The 17,350-nt window shown below is 68.4% G+C and carries 19 protein-coding genes and 1 pseudogene; 10 read left to right on the forward strand and 10 right to left on the reverse strand.

Annotated features, from left to right (window positions below):
- Positions 1-43 precede the first annotated feature (43 nt).
- The 3 genes from AC1D0A_RS16250 (at position 44) to AC1D0A_RS16260 (ending at position 2,498) form a co-directional block, all read left to right on the forward strand.
- Positions 44-1,399 carry an MATE family efflux transporter gene (locus tag AC1D0A_RS16250; RefSeq protein ID WP_476946300.1) on the forward strand — a complete coding sequence of 452 codons (1,356 nt, stop codon included), beginning with the start codon at positions 44-46 and terminating at the stop codon, positions 1,397-1,399.
- Positions 1,400-1,458: 59 nt separating this feature from the next.
- Entirely contained in the window at positions 1,459-2,052 is a 594-nt protein-coding gene (locus AC1D0A_RS16255; protein ID WP_476946301.1) for a hypothetical protein, read from the forward strand.
- A gap of 83 nt (positions 2,053-2,135) precedes the next feature.
- Entirely contained in the window at positions 2,136-2,498 is a 363-nt protein-coding gene (locus tag AC1D0A_RS16260) for a hypothetical protein (protein WP_043436409.1), read from the forward strand.
- A gap of 97 nt (positions 2,499-2,595) precedes the next feature.
- Here AC1D0A_RS16260 and AC1D0A_RS16265 read toward each other — a convergent pair whose 3' ends face one another.
- Positions 2,596-3,138, reverse strand: a complete 543-nt coding sequence (locus AC1D0A_RS16265) for a CGNR zinc finger domain-containing protein (protein WP_476946302.1) — start codon at positions 3,136-3,138, stop codon at positions 2,596-2,598.
- A gap of 240 nt (positions 3,139-3,378) precedes the next feature.
- On the opposite strand from AC1D0A_RS16265, the gene AC1D0A_RS16270 reads away from it, so the two are divergent.
- Positions 3,379-4,332: an EamA family transporter gene (locus AC1D0A_RS16270; protein ID WP_243178401.1), complete on the forward strand. Its 954-nt coding sequence runs from the start codon at positions 3,379-3,381 to the stop codon at positions 4,330-4,332.
- A gap of 18 nt (positions 4,333-4,350) precedes the next feature.
- On the opposite strand, the pseudogene AC1D0A_RS16275 reads toward AC1D0A_RS16270, so the two are convergent.
- Positions 4,351-4,509: pseudogene (locus AC1D0A_RS16275) on the reverse strand (suppressor of fused domain protein); the annotation flags it as partial.
- A gap of 41 nt (positions 4,510-4,550) precedes the next feature.
- Here AC1D0A_RS16275 and AC1D0A_RS16280 point away from each other — a divergent pair.
- Positions 4,551-4,823, forward strand: a complete 273-nt coding sequence (locus tag AC1D0A_RS16280) for a DUF2277 domain-containing protein (protein ID WP_459385925.1) — start codon at positions 4,551-4,553, stop codon at positions 4,821-4,823.
- 27 nt (positions 4,824-4,850) lie between these two features.
- Here AC1D0A_RS16280 and AC1D0A_RS16285 read toward each other — a convergent pair whose 3' ends face one another.
- From AC1D0A_RS16285 to AC1D0A_RS16300, 4 genes are all read right to left on the reverse strand, one after another.
- A complete protein-coding gene (locus AC1D0A_RS16285) occupies positions 4,851-7,148 on the reverse strand; it encodes a heavy metal translocating P-type ATPase (protein WP_476946303.1) in 2,298 nt (765 codons plus the stop codon).
- Between the two features lie 72 nt (positions 7,149-7,220).
- Positions 7,221-7,451 carry a heavy-metal-associated domain-containing protein gene (locus AC1D0A_RS16290; protein ID WP_243178110.1) on the reverse strand — a complete coding sequence of 77 codons (231 nt, stop codon included), beginning with the start codon at positions 7,449-7,451 and terminating at the stop codon, positions 7,221-7,223.
- 67 nt (positions 7,452-7,518) lie between these two features.
- Entirely contained in the window at positions 7,519-7,854 is a 336-nt protein-coding gene (locus AC1D0A_RS16295; protein WP_243178399.1) for a metal-sensitive transcriptional regulator, read from the reverse strand.
- 239 nt (positions 7,855-8,093) lie between these two features.
- A complete protein-coding gene (locus AC1D0A_RS16300) occupies positions 8,094-8,591 on the reverse strand; it encodes a universal stress protein (RefSeq protein ID WP_476946304.1) in 498 nt (165 codons plus the stop codon).
- A 150-nt stretch (positions 8,592-8,741) separates the two neighbouring features.
- Here AC1D0A_RS16300 and AC1D0A_RS16305 point away from each other — a divergent pair, with 150 nt between their 5' ends.
- From AC1D0A_RS16305 to AC1D0A_RS16315, 3 genes are all read left to right on the forward strand, one after another.
- Positions 8,742-8,954, forward strand: coding sequence for a hypothetical protein (locus AC1D0A_RS16305; protein WP_028277621.1), 213 nt, complete (start codon positions 8,742-8,744; stop codon positions 8,952-8,954).
- A 78-nt stretch (positions 8,955-9,032) separates the two neighbouring features.
- A complete protein-coding gene (locus AC1D0A_RS16310) occupies positions 9,033-10,157 on the forward strand; it encodes a WD40/YVTN/BNR-like repeat-containing protein (protein ID WP_243178108.1) in 1,125 nt (374 codons plus the stop codon).
- 15 nt (positions 10,158-10,172) lie between these two features.
- Positions 10,173-10,487: a MoaD/ThiS family protein gene (locus tag AC1D0A_RS16315; RefSeq protein ID WP_476942811.1), complete on the forward strand. Its 315-nt coding sequence runs from the start codon at positions 10,173-10,175 to the stop codon at positions 10,485-10,487.
- Between the two features lie 4 nt (positions 10,488-10,491).
- Here AC1D0A_RS16315 and AC1D0A_RS16320 read toward each other — a convergent pair whose 3' ends face one another.
- The 3 genes from AC1D0A_RS16320 to AC1D0A_RS16330 form a co-directional block, all read right to left on the reverse strand.
- Complete coding sequence (locus AC1D0A_RS16320; RefSeq protein WP_018775353.1) at positions 10,492-10,728, reverse strand: hypothetical protein; 237 nt, start codon at positions 10,726-10,728, stop codon at positions 10,492-10,494.
- Between the two features lie 153 nt (positions 10,729-10,881).
- A complete protein-coding gene (locus AC1D0A_RS16325) occupies positions 10,882-12,615 on the reverse strand; it encodes an alpha-amylase family protein (protein ID WP_476946305.1) in 1,734 nt (577 codons plus the stop codon).
- A complete protein-coding gene (locus AC1D0A_RS16330; protein ID WP_476946306.1) occupies positions 12,612-13,610 on the reverse strand; it encodes a TIGR03885 family FMN-dependent LLM class oxidoreductase in 999 nt (332 codons plus the stop codon). The genes AC1D0A_RS16325 and AC1D0A_RS16330 overlap by 4 nt, the downstream gene beginning before the upstream one ends.
- A gap of 118 nt (positions 13,611-13,728) precedes the next feature.
- On the opposite strand from AC1D0A_RS16330, the gene AC1D0A_RS16335 reads away from it, so the two are divergent.
- Positions 13,729-14,814 carry an ATP-dependent DNA ligase gene (locus tag AC1D0A_RS16335; RefSeq protein ID WP_223914914.1) on the forward strand — a complete coding sequence of 362 codons (1,086 nt, stop codon included), beginning with the start codon at positions 13,729-13,731 and terminating at the stop codon, positions 14,812-14,814.
- Between the two features lie 126 nt (positions 14,815-14,940).
- Here AC1D0A_RS16335 and AC1D0A_RS16340 read toward each other — a convergent pair whose 3' ends face one another.
- Positions 14,941-16,257 carry an MFS transporter gene (locus AC1D0A_RS16340; RefSeq protein WP_476946307.1) on the reverse strand — a complete coding sequence of 439 codons (1,317 nt, stop codon included), beginning with the start codon at positions 16,255-16,257 and terminating at the stop codon, positions 14,941-14,943.
- 225 nt (positions 16,258-16,482) lie between these two features.
- On the opposite strand from AC1D0A_RS16340, the gene AC1D0A_RS16345 reads away from it, so the two are divergent.
- Entirely contained in the window at positions 16,483-17,325 is an 843-nt protein-coding gene (locus tag AC1D0A_RS16345; protein WP_476943101.1) for an IclR family transcriptional regulator, read from the forward strand.
- Positions 17,326-17,350: the final 25 nt, after the last annotated feature.

Raw genomic sequence — 17,350 nt, forward strand, 5'->3', positions numbered from 1 at the left:
ATGACGCGCGGGGTCGATTCAGTGGCCCGGCTAGGGTTAACGCGTGCAACCTTCCCCGCCGCTGTCCACCGCCCCGCCGCCGACTACCGGGCAGCGCCGGGAAATCCTGCGCCTGGCAGTGCCGGCCTTCGGCGCCCTGATCGCCGAGCCGCTGTTCCTGCTCGCGGATTCGGCCATTGTGGGCCATCTCGGCGTAGCCGAACTGGCCGGCGTCGGGCTGGCATCGGCGGTCCTGCACACGGCAGTCGGACTGATGGTGTTCCTCGCGTACTCCACCACCCCGGCAGTGGCGCGGGCCATCGGCAACGGCCAACTGGCCAAAGCCCTCGCCGCCGGGCGCGACGGCATCTGGTTGGCGCTGCTGCTCGGGCTCGTCCTCGCGGTCGCCGGGTTCCTGGCCGCGGGGCCGCTCCTGGACCTGATGGGCGCCGACGGCGAGGTGCATGCCTTTGCCGTGGACTACCTGCGCGGGTCCATGCCCGGCCTCGTGGCGATGCTGCTCATCTTCGCGGGCACCGGGGTGCTGCGCGGGCTCCAGGACACCCGGACCCCGCTGATCGTCGCCGCCGCGGGTTTCACGCTGAACATCGCGCTGAACCTGGTCCTCGTCTACGGGTTGGGCTGGTCCGTGACCGGCTCGGCCGTGGGCACGAGCATCGCGCAGTGGGCCATGGCGGCCGTCTATGTGCTGATCGTCCGGCGCAATGCCCGCAACAACGGGGTGTCCCTGCGGCCGGACTGGCGTGGCATCCGGGCCCTGACCGGGGTGGGTTCCTGGCTGATGCTGCGCACGCTCAGCCTGCGGATCGCGATTCTCGCCACGGTGGTGGTGGTCACCGCCCAGGGGCCGGTCAATCTCGCCGCGCATCAGCTGGCCATGACCATCTTCACGTTCTTCGCTTTCGCCCTCGACGCCCTCGCGATCGCGGCCCAGGCCTTGATCGGCAAGGAACTCGGCGCTGCCCGGCCGGTGGCGGCACGCGCGCTGACGCGCACCATGACCCGGTGGGGGGTCGGCTTCGGTGTCCTGACCGGAATCCTTCTGGCAGCCGCGGCACCGTGGGCGGGCGCCCTCTTCACGCCCGACGCCGAAGTCCGGGCGGCACTGACCCTCGCCCTGTGGGTGCTCGCCGCCGGGCAGCCGCTGGCCGGGTACGTCTTCGTCCTTGACGGCGTCCTCATCGGCGCGGGCGACGCCCGCTACCTGGCGATCGCCGGCGTCGTCAACCTCGCTGCCTACCTGCCGCTGCTGATGGTCGTGCTGTATTCCGGCGCCGGTGCCGGCGCGGGATTGCTCTGGCTGTGGGCCGCGTTCTCACTCGGGTACATGGCGGCGCGGGCGCTGACGCTGGGCCTCCGGGCCCGGACGGACCGGTGGATGGTGCTCGGCGCGCGGTGAGTGCGGGCAGGCACCCCCGGCTGACGTGCGAAGCGGCGGCTTCGCACTAAACTGGACGGGTGACTCTTCCCGCAGCGCCTGACGCGACCCCTGCCATCCGCGCCGCGGCCGACCTCTTCAAGCCCGTGCTTGTCAGGGCGGCCGTCGCGCTCGTGTTTGGCGCGGTCACCGTGTTCTGGGCGGCGCCGCCAGAATCGGGCATGGGCTGGGCCGGCGGCCTCTACCTGCTGGCCACCGGTGTGGTGATGATCTGGACCGTGCCCAAGACCGGATTCCCCCCGCGGGAAGGCGCTGGCAGGGTCCTCTCCGCCGGCGGGGCAGCCCTGGCCGGAGCCGGCGCGGCCGTCGCCCTGATTCCCGCCCCGCTCGTCTTCGGAACCATCGCGGCCCTGGGCCTGGGCGTGGCCGGCGCCGCGGAGCTGTTCGCGGGCATTCGTGGCCGCGGCCGGTCCGTGCTGGCCCGTGACTGGATCGCTTCCGGCGTGATCGGACTGGGCACTGCGATCGCGCTGCCGTTCTTCATCGGCCTCGGCCCGCACGCCCTCCTCGGCGTTGCCGGCGGCGGGGCCATCATCAGCGGCGTCCTGTGGATGCTGTCCGGACTGACCCTGCGCCATGATCTTCCGGGCGATTCCGCGGAGGCCGTAAACTAGTACCGACAGGTTCTACCCGGCGTAGAACAATCGCGGTAACAAGACAGCCACGCTATTTGCGCGGGCTGCAGGAGGAAAACACCTTGGCACAGCAGAAACCCGGAGCGCCCCGCAGCCTGCGGACCTCGGTCAAGGGACCGCTCATGTTCTCCGCGTTCTGGGCCGTGGTGGTTTTCTTCGGCGTCCTGATCTTCGCCTCGGGCGGCAGCGCCCGCTCGCCCCGGTTCGATCTGGCGCTCATCGGCGCCGGCATCGCCTTTATTGTGATCCTGGTGGTGGCCGCCATGCTGGCCATGAGCCACAAGGAGAATCCCGCTGACCTGGGGAAGGGTTCCGGCGTCAACCTCAGTTCCAAGCGCACGCCCTCCGGCCATGGCGGCCCGTCAGCGCAGCCCCGGCCCGAGGCCGGCCCCGGCGATTCCCGGGACGGCGGCCCGCAGGCCTAGCAACGAGGCCTAGCAGCGTGGCCTCACGGTGAGGCCCGACAGGCCGGCCTGACAGCGGAGACCGACACCGCGGGGCCCTCCGCCGGCACCTTCGGCGTCAGGACGCGGCTTTGCGGGCCCGGTACGCGGCCACGTGCGCGCGGTTGGCGCAGTTTCCCGTGTCGCAGTAGCGCTTCGAGCGGTTGCGGCTCAGGTCCAGCACGACGGCGTCGCAGTCGTCCGCGGCGCACACCAGCAGGCGGTCCATTTCCTTGCTGCGGATCACGTCCACGATTGCCATGGCCGCCTCCGTGCTCATCCGGTCCGCCAGCGGCGCCTCCGGGGTGGCGGCGTGCAGGTGCCAGTCCCAGGGTTCGTGCTTGACCAGCTGGGGCAGCGCCCGGGCCTCCCGGAGCAGCCGGTTCACGGTCTCCGCGGCTGCCGACTCCTCGGCCTGCCAGAGCTCGGCGAGCTCGCCGCGGAGCCGCCGCACGCTGGCCAGCTCCGCCCCGTCCCGGGTGCGGGAACCGGTGAAGCCCTCGGCCTCCAGGAAGGTATCCAGATCCCTGACCGTGGCCAAATGTTCCTCGCCGTTGGCCGCGGTGTTGATGAGGTTGACCACAGAACGCAGGGCAACTTCCGTGTCAGGGGCAAAAACCATCTTGACTCCTTACCTTGCCGGGGCGTAATGTCATGAGCATAACCCTACTTTACTCCTGACAGGAGAATGCCCGTGTCTGCCCCCCAGCGCCCCGTCGCCACGCCGGTCCGAGACCTTGCCGCCCAGCGGTCTGCCTCCGAACCGGGCGGCACCCCGCAGGGAAGCAAACTCGACGGCAAACGGGGAGGCAAGCAGGCCGCCAGGCAGAGCACCACGCGGGCCGCCGCACCATCCGGGTTCATGGCATCGGGCCTGGGCGTCGCCCTGTTTTCGTCCGCGGTGTTCGGGCTCTCCGGATCATTCGCCAAGGCGCTCCTGGAAACGGGCTGGACTCCCGGGGCGGCCGTCACGGCCCGGCTTACCGGTGCGGCCCTGATTCTGGCCGTCTTCGCCATTCCCTCCCTGCGCGGGCGTTGGCACCAGCTCCGGGACAACTGGCTGACCGTGCTGCTGTTCGGATTCATCGGCGTCGCCGCCTGCCAGCTGTTCTATTTCAACGCCGTATCCCGGCTCTCGGTCGGCGTCGCCCTGCTGCTGGAGTACCTGGCGCCGGTGCTGATCGTCCTCTGGCTGTGGGCCGCCAGCCGGAAACGGCCGCGGCCACTGACCATTGCCGGCACTCTCCTGTCCCTCGGCGGGCTGATCCTGGTCCTGGACCTCACCGGAGCCGTCAAGATCGACCTCATCGGGGTGCTGTGGGGGATCGCGGCCGCGGTGTGCCTGGCCATCTATTTCTTCATCACGGCCAAGGAAAACGACACCCTGCCGCCCATCCTGCTGGCCTCCGGCGGGCTCATGGTGGGCGCCGTCGTCATGTGGCTTGCCGCGGCAACCGGGCTGCTGCCGATGGCCTTCAGCACGGCCGACACCCGCCTGGGGCCCTGGGTCACGCCGTGGTGGGTGGCGCTGGGCGGCCTCGTGGTCCTGGCGACGGTGGTGGCGTACGTGTCCGGAATTGTCGCCGCGCGGGCACTCGGGTCGAAAGTCGCGTCCTTTGTCTCGCTCACCGAGGTGCTGTTCGCCGTCATCTGGGCGTGGCTGCTGCTCGGCGAACTGCCCGGACCCATCCAGCTCCTCGGCGGGCTGCTGATCGTCGGCGGGGTGGTGCTGGTCCGGCTGGACGAGCTCCGGGCCCCGTCCGGCACCGGCGCGGCAGCGCTGGACCACGCGAACGACTGCGAGCCCGTGCCGTAGGCGGTTGTCCGTAAAGTCTCGGGGGTCCTCATCCCAGAGATCAAAAAGCCCCGCCAGGCCATGATCCTTCAAGTGCCAGGCTTCTTCGGGGTAGACCGGTGTGGCGTCCAGGAAGACAACGTGGCGCCCGTTGTCGAGCTGCAGCGGTGGAATGAAATCGTCCGTTCTTTCGAGCATCAGCCATGACCTGAAGGGCAGACCGCCCTTAGCATGGAGATATGTGCCGAAATATCCGGACCCTCCACAATTTTGAACCCCACGCCACCACCGCGGAGGTGGAGGCCGCCGCGTTGCAATACGTGCGCAAGATCAGCGGCAGCACCAAGCCGTCCAAGGCCAACGAGGAGGCCTTCAACCGGGCCGTGCATGAGATTGCCCATGCGACGCAGCACCTCCTCGACGCCCTGGTGACCCACGCCCCGGCAAAGGACCGCGGGGAGGAAGCGGCCAAAGCCAAAGCCAGGGCCGCCATCCGCTACGGCGCGGCCTGAGGCGGGGGCGCCCGGGCTAAGGCCGGATTACTTCCCGAAGCTGCGCAGCCGCAGCGAGTTGGCCACCACCAGCACGGAGCTGGCGGCCATGGCGGCGCCGGCGATCATCGGGTTGAGCAGGCCCAGGGCTGCCACCGGGATGCCCACGGCGTTGTAGAAGAAGGCCCAGAAGAGGTTCGTCTTGATGGTGCCGAGCGTCCGGCGGGAAAGCTCGATCGCCTGCGCCACCTGTCCGAGGTCGTTGCCCATCACCGTCAGATCGGCTGCCTCGATGGCGACGTCGGTGCCGGAGCCCATCGCGATGCCCAGGTCCGCCTGCGCCAGCGCCGCGGCGTCGTTGACGCCGTCCCCGGCCATCGCCACAGTGGCGCCCGCTGCTTGCAGTTTCCGGACGGCCTCGACCTTGCCCTCCGGGAGCACGCCCGCGTAGACGTCGTCCGGGCTGATCCCGACGGCGGCCGCCACCTGGGCAGCCACAGCGGCGTTGTCGCCGGTCAGCAGGATCGGCCGGAGCCCGAGTTCCCGGAGCCGGGCAACTGCGGCCGCGGAGCCGGGCTTAACGGTGTCCCGCAGGCTGATGATTCCGGCGGTCTCGCCGTCCACGGCAACCCAGATGGCCGTGGCGCCCGAGTCTTCGGCAGTACCCAGCGCCTCGCGCTGAGCCGGGGCCGGGTCGATGCCGGACTCCAGCAGCCAGCCGGTGCGCCCCGCGACCACGCGCCGGCCGTCGACCGTGCCATCGACGCCGCCGCCGGGTGCGGAGCGGAAGCCGGCGACGGCGGGGAGGCCGGCGCCGTCGTTGTTCAAGCGTTCCGCGGCCAATGCCGCAGCGGCGATGGCCCGGGCGATCGGGTGCTCGGAGGCGTTTTCCACTGCCCCCGCCAGGCGCAGCACCTCGGCTTCGCTGTGCGGCCCGAAACTTTGGACGCCGTCCACGGCAAGGCGGCCGGTGGTGACGGTCCCGGTCTTGTCCAGCAGGATCGTGTCCACCGTCCGGGTGTCCTCGAGGACTTGCGGACCCTTGATCAGGATCCCCAGCTGGGCGCCCCGCCCGGTCCCGGTCAGCAGTCCGACGGGGGTGGCCAGCCCGAGGGCGCAGGGGCAGGCAATGACCAGCACGGCGACGGCGGCGGTGAAGGCGGCCCGGACCTCGTCGGAGCTGACGGCCGGTGCGGCCGCAATCAGCCAGGCCCCGAAGGTGAGGGTGGCGATGACCAGGACGACCGGTACGAAGACGGCGCTGATGCGGTCGGCGAGCCGGGCGATGGGTGCTTTTCCGGTCTGCGCCGCGGAGACGAGCCTGCCCATCTGGGCCAGGGTGGTCTCGGACCCGACGCGGGTGGCGCGGACCAGGAGCCGGCCTGAGGTATTGATGGTGGCCCCGGTGACCTGGCTGTCCGGGCCGACTTCCACGGGCACGGATTCGCCCGTCACGAGGGAGGCGTCCACCGCAGAGGTACCGTCGATGACGACGCCGTCGGCGGCGATTTTCTCGCCGGGGCGGACCATGATCACGTCTCCGAGGGCCAGTTGGTCGGCCGGGATCTTGTGCTCGGTGCCGCCGCGCAGGACAGTAGCGTCTTTTGCCCCCAGGTCCAGGAGGGCCTTGAGGGCGTCGCCCGCCCTCCGTTTGGCGTTGGCCTCGAGGTAGCGGCCGAGCAGCAGGAACGTGGTGACCACGGATGCGACCTCGAAGTACAGGCCGCCGGAGCCCATGCCCTCCGCTGCGGGATGTTCGGTCATGCCCGGGTCGGCAAGGAGTTGCCCAACCGAGAACGAGTAGGCGGCAATCACGCCGATGGATACCAGGGTGTCCATGGTCGAGGCCAGATGCCGCGCGTTGATGGCCGCGGCGCGGTGGAACGGCCACGCCGCCCAGGCAACCACCGGCAGGGCCAGGATCGCGGCCACCCAGCCCCAGTTCGGGAACTGGAATGCCGGGATCATCGAGATTGCGAAGACCGGGACGGTGAGTACGGCCGCCACAACCAGCCGCGGGCGAAGCGAGGGTGCGGCTGTGCCGGCCGGAAATTCGGTGCCGGCCAGGAGTCCTGCGTCCTCCACCGGCGTGCCCGGGTACCTGGCGGACCGGACCGTGGCCTTGTAGCCCGCAGCCGCGACAATGGCGGTGATCTGGTCGTCGGTGATGTCCGCCGGGACGCTGACTCGGGCGGACTCGAGGGGCAGGTTGACGCTGGCCTCGACGCCGTCGAGCTTTCCGAGCCTGCGCTCGACCCGGTTGACGCAGGAAGCGCACGTCATGCCCTCGATATCGAGGTCGATGACACGGCTCCCGGCCTGGTCCAACAACTGCTCGCTGCTCACGGCGCCCTTCTTTTCCCGCTCGATTGGTTTTCTGCCGTTCCGGTGTCTGCGCCCGCCCGGCGCTGTTGTCACTCAGGCTTCGCTGGCGACCACGAGGTAGCCGGCTTCGGCGATTGCCTCGCCGATTTCGGAGGAGGACAGTGCTTCGCTGGAGGTGATCGTGACGGTGGAGATGCCGCCGGCGTTGAGGTCGACGTCGATCTTTTCGACGCCGGAGAGCGCCTCAAGTTCTTCGCTGACAGAGGACACGCAGTGGCCGCAGGTCATGCCGGAAACGTTGACGGTGGTGGAAACGGGGGCCATGGGATGCTCCTTGTCGCTGGGCCGGGTGTGGTTCCCCAGCCCGGTGGTGTGGTGGGTGGTACGGGTACTAGCGGAGCAGGCGTCCGATGGCATCGGTGGCCTCCTTGACTTTGACATCGATGGCCTCCGCCCGAAGCTCCGGATCCGGCTCGGCGGCGGCGCCGACAACGCAGTGGCCGATGTGCTCTTCGACAAGCCCGAGGCTCACAGCATGCAGGGCCTTGGTGACGGCGGCGACCTGGGTGAGGATATCGATGCAGTATTTGTCCTCGTCAACCATCCGGGCGATGCCGCGGACCTGCCCTTCGATCCGCTTGAGACGGCGAAGGTAGGCGTCCTTGTTGGACGTGTAGCCGTGTTCAGGGGGCGGGGCGTCAAGGGGAACAGTGTCCAGACGCGCCATGCCGGGGACTTCTGACTCGCTCATGCCCTCAACATATACCCCCCAGGGGTATGTTTCAAGCCCGCGGCGCGGCCGGCGCAGCATGTGGAATGTTTGCGCAAAACAAAGAGCTCCGGAGTGCGTTATTGGGGGATACGCACTCCGGAGCAGCTTTGGGGTAGGCCGTTCCTCCGGCCTACAGATCGAGCTTACTCGCCGGTAGTGGGGTAACACCAGCGCTCTGAATAAGTACTTTCGCTTTACTTTCTTCCGGCCGGAGCGACGGCCGGAACGATCAGGATCGGACGTTCCTGATGGTGGCTGAGCCATGCCGCCACGGAGCCGTTCAACGCGGCGGAGATGCGGTGGCCGATGCCCCGTTCGGGGGTCCCCACCACGATCATGGATGCGTTGGTGTCCGCGGCCAGCCTGCCGATCGCCCGGGCGGGATCCCCGGCCAGGGTGCGCAGCGTCCAGTCGATGCCCAGGGGAACGCAGAGTGCCTCAACAACGGAACGCAGCTCCTGGGCGGTGGCCCGGATCCGGGCGTCGTCCGCGTCCGGATGCAGGGACAGGCGGTGCGCGGACCGCGCCGGATCCCACTCCACGAGGTAGCTGGCCTCGTCCACATAGGCGCAGATCAAGGGCGCGGCGAGGGACTTCGCGAGGGATGCCGCCGTCTGCAGCACTTCCGGATACTGTCCCGGAACCACACCCACCACGAGGGGCGCCGGGCCGTGGGCGGAGTCGTCAGGCATACTTCATTCTGGCGCCGGGGTGCGGCCCTGAACAGGGGCTTACTTCCCGTCTGCCGGCCCGGGGCGGTGCGGGCGCCGTTTGCCGCAGCCTCCCTTGAACAGCCCGGGGGTGGGGCCTACGGTTGAAGAACACAGGAGGAGGTGGCCGCCGTGGAGATCTACATGTGGTGGTTGGATCTGGATTTGGCGAGCAAAGAATGGCTTCGGGAAAACCTGCGGACCATCGAACTGCCCGAGGCCGTGCAGCGGGGAATCGCGGATGCCGGCGGGCCCGGTCCGGCTGAACCGTCCGCCGCCGGCGCGGCCGTATTGACTGCCGCGGACTGGGACTTTATCGAGACGCAGTCGGAGTTCGTCGACTGAAAGATGCCACCGGCGCGGCAGCGCAGGCCGGCGGGCGCCGGGAGAAAACCGTTGCGGCCTTCCGGCGGGGATGGTTGCATGGACCCCATGGCTACTGCAGAGAGTTACGTCCTGGCGATCGGGACCAAGAAAGGCCTTTGGCTGGCGACCAGCCAGGACCGGAAGGACTGGTCGCTGTCCGGCCCGCATTTTCTGATGAGTGAGGTGCCCAGCATCGCCATCGATACCCGCGATGACAGGACCCGGATCCTAGTGGGGGTCCGCTCCGAGCACTGGGGTCCCACGGTTTTCCACTCAGATGATCTCGGCGGATCCTGGACCGAACCCGAAAACGGCGCCATCACGTTCCCCGACGGCACCGACGCCGCCCTGGAACGGATCTGGCAGATCTATCCCGACGCCGGCTCCCGCCCGGGCGTCGTGTGGGCGGGCTGCGAACCGATCTCGGTCTGGAAATCCACCGACGGCGGCGAGCACTTCGAGCTCAACCGCGGCCTCTGGGACCATCCGCACCGCAGCGAATGGGGCGCAGGCTATGGCGGCGCTGCGGCGCACTCAATCGTCGTCGACCCCACGGGCGAGAAAGTCCACGTCGCCATGAGCACCGGAGGGGTCTACCGCTCGCTCGACGGCGGCGCCTCCTGGGAGCCGCGCAACAAGGGAATTTCCGCGTACTTCATGCCGGATCCCAACCCGGAATTCGGCCAGTGCGTCCACAAGATCGCGGCCGACGCCGCCGTCGACGGCCGCCTGTACGCGCAAAACCATCACGGCGTGTACCGCAGCGACGACGACGCCGAATCGTGGGAGTCGATCGCCGAAGGGCTGCCGGCGGACTTCGGTTTTGTGATGCTGACGCATCCGCGCCGGGCCGGTACCGCCTGGGTGGTCCCGCTGAAGGCTGACGGCGAACGTATCCCTCCGGAAGGGAAGCTGGCCGTGCACCGGACCGATGACGCGGGCGCCAGCTGGAAACGGCTCGATGCCGGGCTGCCGGAAGCCGAGTACAACGCAGTGCTCCGTGATGCTGCCAGCGTCGACGGCGCGGAGCCTGCGGGCGTCTACTTCGGGACGCGCGGCGGCAGTGTCTACGCCAGCGCTGACGAGGGAGAACACTTTACCGAGGTCGCCTCGCACCTGCCGGACGTGCTGTGCGTGCGGGCAGCCGTGGTCTCCACTGCCCTGCTCCCGGCGCAGGCGTGAAGGGGTAAAAAGCGCATGAACAGCGGCGACGCCATGCCGGCAGACTCGGTGATCAGCGTGGTCCTGCCCAGCGTCCTCCAACCGCTCGCCGGCGGGCAGTCCATCCTGACTGCGCCCGCCGAGGCAGCGGTGACGGTGGAGTGGGTGCTGGATACGGTGACCGGGGGCTATCCGGCGCTGTCGCGGCGGTTGCGGGACGAGACCGGAACTGTTCGCCGTTACGTGAATATATACGTCAACGGGAATGAAATCCGGCGGCTGCAGGGTCTGGTGACTGCCGTGGCGCCGGGCCAGGAAGTCCTCATCATCCAGTCGGTGGCCGGAGGCTGACGCCTCAGGCGACCCGCCAGACGCTGCATTCGTCGGCGTTGATGGCCTTGCGCATGCCTGTGTGGCGGTCCATGATCCAGACGACGCCGATTCCGGGGGCCGTTTCCTGAACGCTGCCGCGGCGGATCACGACGTCATCGTAGTTCGGGCCCACCCGCAGGCGGGCCTCGATCTCATCGCCGCGGTGCAGCTGGTCGAGCGCGCGGACGCGGGTTACATGGGCTTTCGCTTCCTTCAACATGGCGGGGCCTCCTGGACTGGAGTCGGTGCCTGCTCTTGCCGGCACTTCCAGTCTCCTGCGCCAATGTTGCGTCCGCGTTTCGGCACGGTAAGGGGCCGGTTAGATTTCGGGGGCGCAACGGATACCGGCCCCCATCAGGGCTGCGGTGCGCCCTCAGGGGAGCTGGCGTTCGCCCGGGCGCTCGACCCGGAACCACCGGTACCCGTAGCGGTCCAGCGGGACTTCGAAGGCGCCGTCGTCGGAGAGCGGGATGTCCTCGCCGCCGAGCAGATCCCGGAGCACGGCCCCGGCGTAGGACCGCCCCGCCGCGTCCTTCCCGTCCGGACCCCCCGGGCCGCCTTCCTCGCCCTCCGGCGGGACCACCGAGGCCGTCACAGACGCCGGCTCGGCGCCAAAATTGTGGGCCACCACCACCGTGGAGCCGTCCCACGTGCAGCGGTGCAGCAACACCGTCGGTGAGGCCTGCTTGATGAGGGCAAACCTGCCCCAGCCGAGCTCGGGACATTCCCGGTACCGCTGGATCAGCGTCGCGATGAAGTTCCACAGCGAATCGGGATCCCGTTTTGCGGCCGCGGCGTTGATGCGCGCCGGCCCGAACGGTCCGTCCACGGGCTGGGCGACGAGGTCCCCCGGCGGGGCGGTCGAGAAGCCGCCATTTTCGGTGTGGTCCCACTGCATGGGAGAGCGGACGGCCGAGCGGCCCTTCGCGCGCAGGTCTTCGCCCATCCCGATTTCTTCGCCGTAGAAGAGCACCGGGGTGCCCGGCAGCGAGAACATCAGGGAGTACACCATGCGGATCCTGGCCGGGTCGCCGCCGAGCATGGTGGGCAGCCGCCGCCGCAGTCCGCGGCCGTACATCTGCATATCGGGATCCGGGCCGAAGGCCGCGAAGACCTCCTCGCGTTCGGCATCGCTGAGCTTGTCCAGGGTGAGTTCATCGTGGTTCCGGACGAACATGGCCCATTGGTTGTCGGGATTGATCTTCGGACGGCTGCCGAGCGTCCGGGCCAGCGGCCGGGCGTCCTGTCGGGCCAGTGACAGGTACATGTTCTGCATGGAGAGGAAATCAAACTGCATGTTCAGCTCGTTGCCGGCCGGGCCGTCGAAGTACTTCAGCTGCTCTTTGTATGGAAGGTTGACCTCGCCCAGCAACACCGCACTGCCATGGCGGCGGTTGAGGAAGCTGCGCAGGGCGCTCAGGTACTGGTGCGGGTCGATTTTCGCGGCTTCATCCTTGGGCTCGCCGATCAGCTCCAGGAAGAAGGGCACCGCGTCCAGCCGGAACCCGTCCAGGCCTAGCTGAAGCCAGAATCCCATCGACTTCGCAATCTCGTCCCGCACCTTGGCATTCATCACGTTCAGGTCCGGCTGGTGTTTGGCGAACATGTGCAGATACCACTCACCGGTGGCCTTGTCCTGGGTCCAGATGGACGTTTCCTCGCCGGGAAACACCACCTGGTCCGAGGTGTCCGGCGGCGTGTCCTTCCGCCAGACGTAGTAGTCGCGGTAGGGGTTGTCCACGGACTTGCGCGCCTGGACGAACCACGGGTGCCGGTCGGAGGTGTGGTTGATGACAAAGTCCGCGATCACCCGGATGCCGCGGTCGTGGGCGGTGCGGATGAATTCCACCAGGTCCCCCAGGCTTCCGAGCCGGGGATCCACGCCGTACATGTCGGTGACGTCGTAGCCGTCGTCGCGGTCCGGGGAAGGGTAGAAGGGCATGAGCCAGATGCACGTGATGCCGAGCGCGGCAAGATAGTCCACCCGCTGGATCAGTCCGCCGAAATCTCCGGTGCCGTCGCCGTCGCCGTCGAAGAACGTCTCCGGATCCAGGCAGTAAATCACCGCGTTCTTCCACCAGAGGTCCGAGGTCTCGGCGATTCTCACAGCGCACCGTCCGTTCCGAACGGAGCCGGTCCCGCCGACGGGCGGAGCTGGGGGAGGACGTGCTCGGCGAAGGCCTCGATAAACGGCGTCTGCTCCTGGCCGACAAAGTGCAGGTACAGCTCATCGAACCCGAGGTCCAGATAGGAGGCCAGCCATTGGGCGTGCCGCCCGGCATCGGCGGAGACGTTGACGGCCGCCCGCACCTGGTCCTCCTGGACACCGGCGCTGACACCGTCGAAATGGGCCGCCGTGGGCAGGTCCCAGGGAATCGGCGGAGCAAAGACGTTGGTGCGCCACTGGTCCTCGGCGATCGCGACGGCCTCTGCCTCTGTCGGCGCCCAGGACAGGTGGACCTGGAGGGCTGCCGGCCCGCGGCCACCGGCGTTCCGGTACGCCGCCACCATGTCCTTCAGCTTTCCCGCCGGCTGGTTGACGGTGACGAGTCCGTCGGCCCAGTCCGCTGCACGGCGCGCTGTTTCCACGCTCACCGCCGGGGCAATGATCGGCGGTTTGGTCTCCGGAACATCCCAGATCCGGGCTTGCTCCACCGTGACGAGGCCGTGGTGCGTGACCACGTCGCCGGCGTGGAGCCGGCGGATGATGTCTACGCATTCCTCCAGCCGGCGCTGACGCGTTTCCTTCGGCGGCCAGGCCTGGCCGGTGATGTGCTCGTTCATATACTCGCCGCTGCCCGGGGCCATCCAGAAGCGGCCGGGAAACATGTCCGCCAGGGTGGCGGAGGCGTGCGCGATGATCGCGGGGTGGTACCGCTGCCCGGGCGCCGTCACCACCCCGAAGCGCAGACCGGTGGTAGCCAGCGCGGCCCCGAGCCAGGACCAGGCGAACCCGGAGTGGCCCTGCCGGGCGGACCACGGCTCAATATGGTCCGAACACATGGCGGCATCGAAGCCTGCCTGCTCGGCCAGTTGAACGTCCTGCAGGAGGCGGCGGGGGCTGATCTGTTCATGCGAGGCGTGGAACCCGATGGTAGCCATCACCCATGTTTACCGCCGGGGCCGGGCCGTGTCGAGGAGCCCCCAGTTGAGGAGCCCCTAGCGAGAAGCCACGGCGTGGGGGTGGCGGTGCCGGGTCCGCGGCGCAAGAATGGGCGCTATGCACCTGCCGTTGATGCCTCCCATTGCGCCCATGCTGGCCAAAGCACTCCCCGCGCTGCCGTCGCCGGACGCCGGAACGGGCTGGCTCTTTGAGCCGAAATGGGACGGTTTCCGCTCCATCATCTTCCGTGACGGCGACGAGGTGGAGATCGGCAGCCGGAACGGCAAGCCGATGACGCGCTATTTCCCCGAGCTTGTCGAGGCGCTGAAGTCGGAGCTGCCGGAACGCTGCGTGGTGGACGGCGAGATCATCCTGGTGGCGGCCTCCGGGGACCGGCTGGACTTCGACGCGCTCCAGCAGCGCATCCATCCGGCCGCCAGCCGGGTGAAGCTGCTCGCGGAACAGACCCCGGCGCGCTTCGTGGCGTTCGACCTGCTGGCCCTCGGCGACGAGGATCTCACGGGCAAACCCTTCTCCGAGCGCCGCCGGCAGCTGGAGCGCGCACTGGCAGCCAGCGCGGCGCCGGTCCACCTCACAGCCGCGACCTCCGACCGGGACACGGCGCAGCGCTGGTTCCGGCAGTTCGAGGGCGCCGGACTGGACGGGATTGTGGCCAAGACGCTGGAGGGCAGCTACCAGCCGGACAAGCGCGCGATGGTCAAGGTCAAGCACGAACGGACGGCGGACTGCGTGCTGGCCGGATATCGCGTGCACACCTCCGGTCCGGACCGGATCGGCTCACTGCTCCTGGGGCTCTACGACGACGCCGGGGTGCTGGCGAACGTCGGCGTGGTGGGAGCCTTCCCGATGGCCCGGCGCGCGGAGCTGTTTGCCGAGCTGCAGGAGCTGGTCACCGGTTTTGACGACCACCCCTGGGCCTGGGCCCGGCAGGAGGAGGGGGCGCGCACTCCGCGGAAGGCCGAGGGAAGCCGGTGGAGCGGCGGCAAGGACCTGTCCTTCACCCCGCTGCGGCCCGAGCGCGTGGTGGAAGTGAAGTATGACCATATGGAGGGCGAAAGGTTCCGGCACACAGCCCAGTTCCTGCGCTGGCGTCCGGACCGTGATCCGCGCTCCTGCACCTATGACCAGCTGGAGGAACCGGTGAAGTTCGATCTCGCCGCGGTACTGGGCGCCGCCCGCTAACCGGGTAGCCCGCTCACCCGCTCAACGCATTAACGACGGCGGCCCGCCCCCCGAAGGGACAGGCCGCCGTCGTTAATGCGGAAAAGCGGTGCGGAAGTGCGGTTGAAATCCGCCGCCGGTGCGGGGCTACTGCTGGCCGAGCTGTTTGGTGGGGACCCGGAACGTTTCCTTGGCCGTCAGCGCCGCGACCGTGGCGATCAGGCAGATCATTGCGGTGAAGATGGAGATCTGGACCCAGCCGCCGGGCTGGATGCCGCCCATGGCCGCCACGATCGCCGGGGCGAAGCCGGCCATCAGGAAGCCCAGCTGGGTGCCGATTGCGAGGCCGGAGAAGCGGACGTTGGTGCTGAACATCTCGGCGTAGAAGGAGGGCCAGACCGCGTTGGCCGCAGCGTAGCCGAAGGAGAAGAACGCGATTGCCGTAAGGAACATCAGCGCGACGTTGCCGGATTCGAGGCTCAGCAGGAAGACCGGGGTCAGGGCTGCGCTGGACAGTGCGCCGTAGATGAAGACGGGCTTCCGGCCGATCTTGTCGGCGAGCATGCCGAAGAGCGGCTGGGTGCCCAGTGCCATGAAGTTGGCGCCGACGACGAGCCATAGGGTGGTGGTGCCGTCCACGCCGGCGACGTTCTTGGCGTAGCTGATGGCCAGGGTGCCGAAGACGGTGGACACGGCGGCGATGAAGGCGCAGGCGATGACACGCAGGACATCGCGCCAGTGGCTCTTGAGGAGGTCCGCGACGGGGAGCTTGGAGATCTGCTTGGTCTTCTGGGCCTCCTCGAACGCCGGCGGCTCGTGCAGGGTGCGGCGGATGAAGAACGCGACCAGCACAACCACGGCGCTGAGCCAGAACGGGATGCGCCAGCCGATCGTGTACTTGATGTCGTCAGGCAGGGCGAGGACCGGGATGAAGACGAGGGCGGCGAGGATCTGGCCGCCCTGGGTGCCGGTCAGGGTCCAGGAGGTGAAGAAGGAGCGGCGGTTGTCCGGGGCGTGCTCGAGCGTCATGGACGAGGCGCCGGCCTGCTCGCCGGCAGCGGAAAAGCCCTGGCAGAGACGCGCCAGCACCAGCAGGACAGGGGCCCACCAGCCGACCGTCTTGAAGTCCGGCAGGCAGCCGATGGCAAAGGTGGAGGCGCCCATCAGCAACAGCGTGAACATGAGGACCTTCCGGCGCCCTATCCTGTCACCGAAGTGGCCGAGGATAACGGCGCCGACCGGGCGGGCAATGTAGGCAAAGCCGAAGGTGGCGAACGACATGATCGCCGCGTTGGTGTCCGCGTCGGGGAAGAAGACATGCGGGAAGATCAGCGCGGCTGCGGAACCGAAGATGAAGAAGTCGTAATACTCGACGGCGCTGCCCAGGAAGCTGGCAAGGGCCGCCTTCTTCGGCGTCCCTCCTGTGGTTATACCCGGCGTCGTGGACGGGACAGTGTGGCTCATGGTGTTCCTTTGGTGTGACGACGTTGTCGCGGATGGATCAGGAAGGTCTCGGCTGCCGCTTGCTTAAGTGTGGTGCAGCCGGAGGTCCGTGGAAAGACCCGGACTAGTAGCCACATGGTGGAAGCTACTCGTGCGATGTAGCAATCATGACTGTGAGCGCAGTCACTTGTCAACAAAAATAATCACCATCTAGAAATAGCTCTCACTATGTGGGAACATCGATGCATGAGTGTGAATCAAAACACAGAAGTTCCCGCCGCTTCCGGGCATCCGGCGGAAGTCCCTTCGAAGCCTGCAAAGGCCGCCAGGGAGGACTCGCGGACGGACATGGTGGGCAAGGCCTTGGGTCTGCTGGTCCTCCTGGGCGACGAGCCGCGGGGTGCCAGCGCCGCGGAGATCTCCCGCCGCGCGGATCTGCCATTCAGCACCACGTACCGCCTGCTCGGCTCCCTGACGCGGGACGGCTTCGTTGACTACGAGCCGGACGGCCGCCGCTACCACCTGGGGCTGAGGGTCTTCCAGCTTGGCCAGCGCGTCTCCAACCACCACGGCTTCGCGGGTACGGCGCTGCCCATCCTGCGGCGCGTGACCGAGGAAACGGGTGAGGCGACGATCCTCTCCGTGCGGGACGGCATCCACCACCTGACGGTGAACAAGGTGGACGGCCCGCAGACGTTCCGGGTCACGAGCGACCCCGGGCATCTCGGGGCACTTCATACCACCTCAGTGGGCAAGGCACTGGTGGCGTTCGCCGACGACGCCACCCGCGCCCAGCTCGTCGAGGAACTGCCCCTGGAGCCGCTGACGGCGCTCTCCATCACGGACCGCGAGGCTTTCCGGGCCGAAATCGAGCAGGTCCGGCGCCAGGGCTTCGCCACCATGGACGAGGAAAACGAACTCGGCATGCGCGCCGTCGCCGTCCCGGTTTTCAACGCCCAGGGGCACGCCTTCGCCTCGCTGGCAACGGCGGTCCCGGTCTTCCGCCTGAGCATGGAGGCCCTCGCGGCCCTCGTGCCGCTGCTGCAGGCGGCGGCCGCCGAGCTGTCGGCCCGGCTGCCCCAGCGGTGACGGCCGACCAGCCTGCGGCCTAAAC

It is taken from the genome of Arthrobacter sp. P1_D4 (genome assembly GCF_056406115.1).

Excerpts from the sequence above, each read along its gene's own strand:
- AC1D0A_RS16265 (WP_476946302.1), bottom strand. The coding sequence starts at position 3,138 with ATGGTTTTTGCCCCTGACACGGAAGTTGCCCTGCGTTCTGTGGTCAAC.
- AC1D0A_RS16270 (WP_243178401.1), top strand. The coding sequence starts at position 3,379 with ATGGCATCGGGCCTGGGCGTCGCCCTGTTTTCGTCCGCGGTGTTCGGG.
- AC1D0A_RS16280 (WP_459385925.1), top strand. The coding sequence starts at position 4,551 with ATGTGCCGAAATATCCGGACCCTCCACAATTTTGAACCCCACGCCACC.
- AC1D0A_RS16290 (WP_243178110.1), bottom strand. The coding sequence starts at position 7,451 with ATGGCCCCCGTTTCCACCACCGTCAACGTTTCCGGCATGACCTGCGGC.
- AC1D0A_RS16295 (WP_243178399.1), bottom strand. The coding sequence starts at position 7,854 with ATGGCGCGTCTGGACACTGTTCCCCTTGACGCCCCGCCCCCTGAACAC.
- AC1D0A_RS16300 (WP_476946304.1), bottom strand. The coding sequence starts at position 8,591 with ATGCCTGACGACTCCGCCCACGGCCCGGCGCCCCTCGTGGTGGGTGTG.
- AC1D0A_RS16310 (WP_243178108.1), top strand. The coding sequence starts at position 9,033 with ATGGACCCCATGGCTACTGCAGAGAGTTACGTCCTGGCGATCGGGACC.
- AC1D0A_RS16315 (WP_476942811.1), top strand. The coding sequence starts at position 10,173 with ATGAACAGCGGCGACGCCATGCCGGCAGACTCGGTGATCAGCGTGGTC.
- AC1D0A_RS16320 (WP_018775353.1), bottom strand. The coding sequence starts at position 10,728 with ATGTTGAAGGAAGCGAAAGCCCATGTAACCCGCGTCCGCGCGCTCGAC.
- AC1D0A_RS16330 (WP_476946306.1), bottom strand. The coding sequence starts at position 13,610 with ATGGCTACCATCGGGTTCCACGCCTCGCATGAACAGATCAGCCCCCGC.
- AC1D0A_RS16335 (WP_223914914.1), top strand. The coding sequence starts at position 13,729 with ATGCACCTGCCGTTGATGCCTCCCATTGCGCCCATGCTGGCCAAAGCA.
- AC1D0A_RS16340 (WP_476946307.1), bottom strand. The coding sequence starts at position 16,257 with ATGAGCCACACTGTCCCGTCCACGACGCCGGGTATAACCACAGGAGGG.
- AC1D0A_RS16345 (WP_476943101.1), top strand. The coding sequence starts at position 16,483 with ATGAGTGTGAATCAAAACACAGAAGTTCCCGCCGCTTCCGGGCATCCG.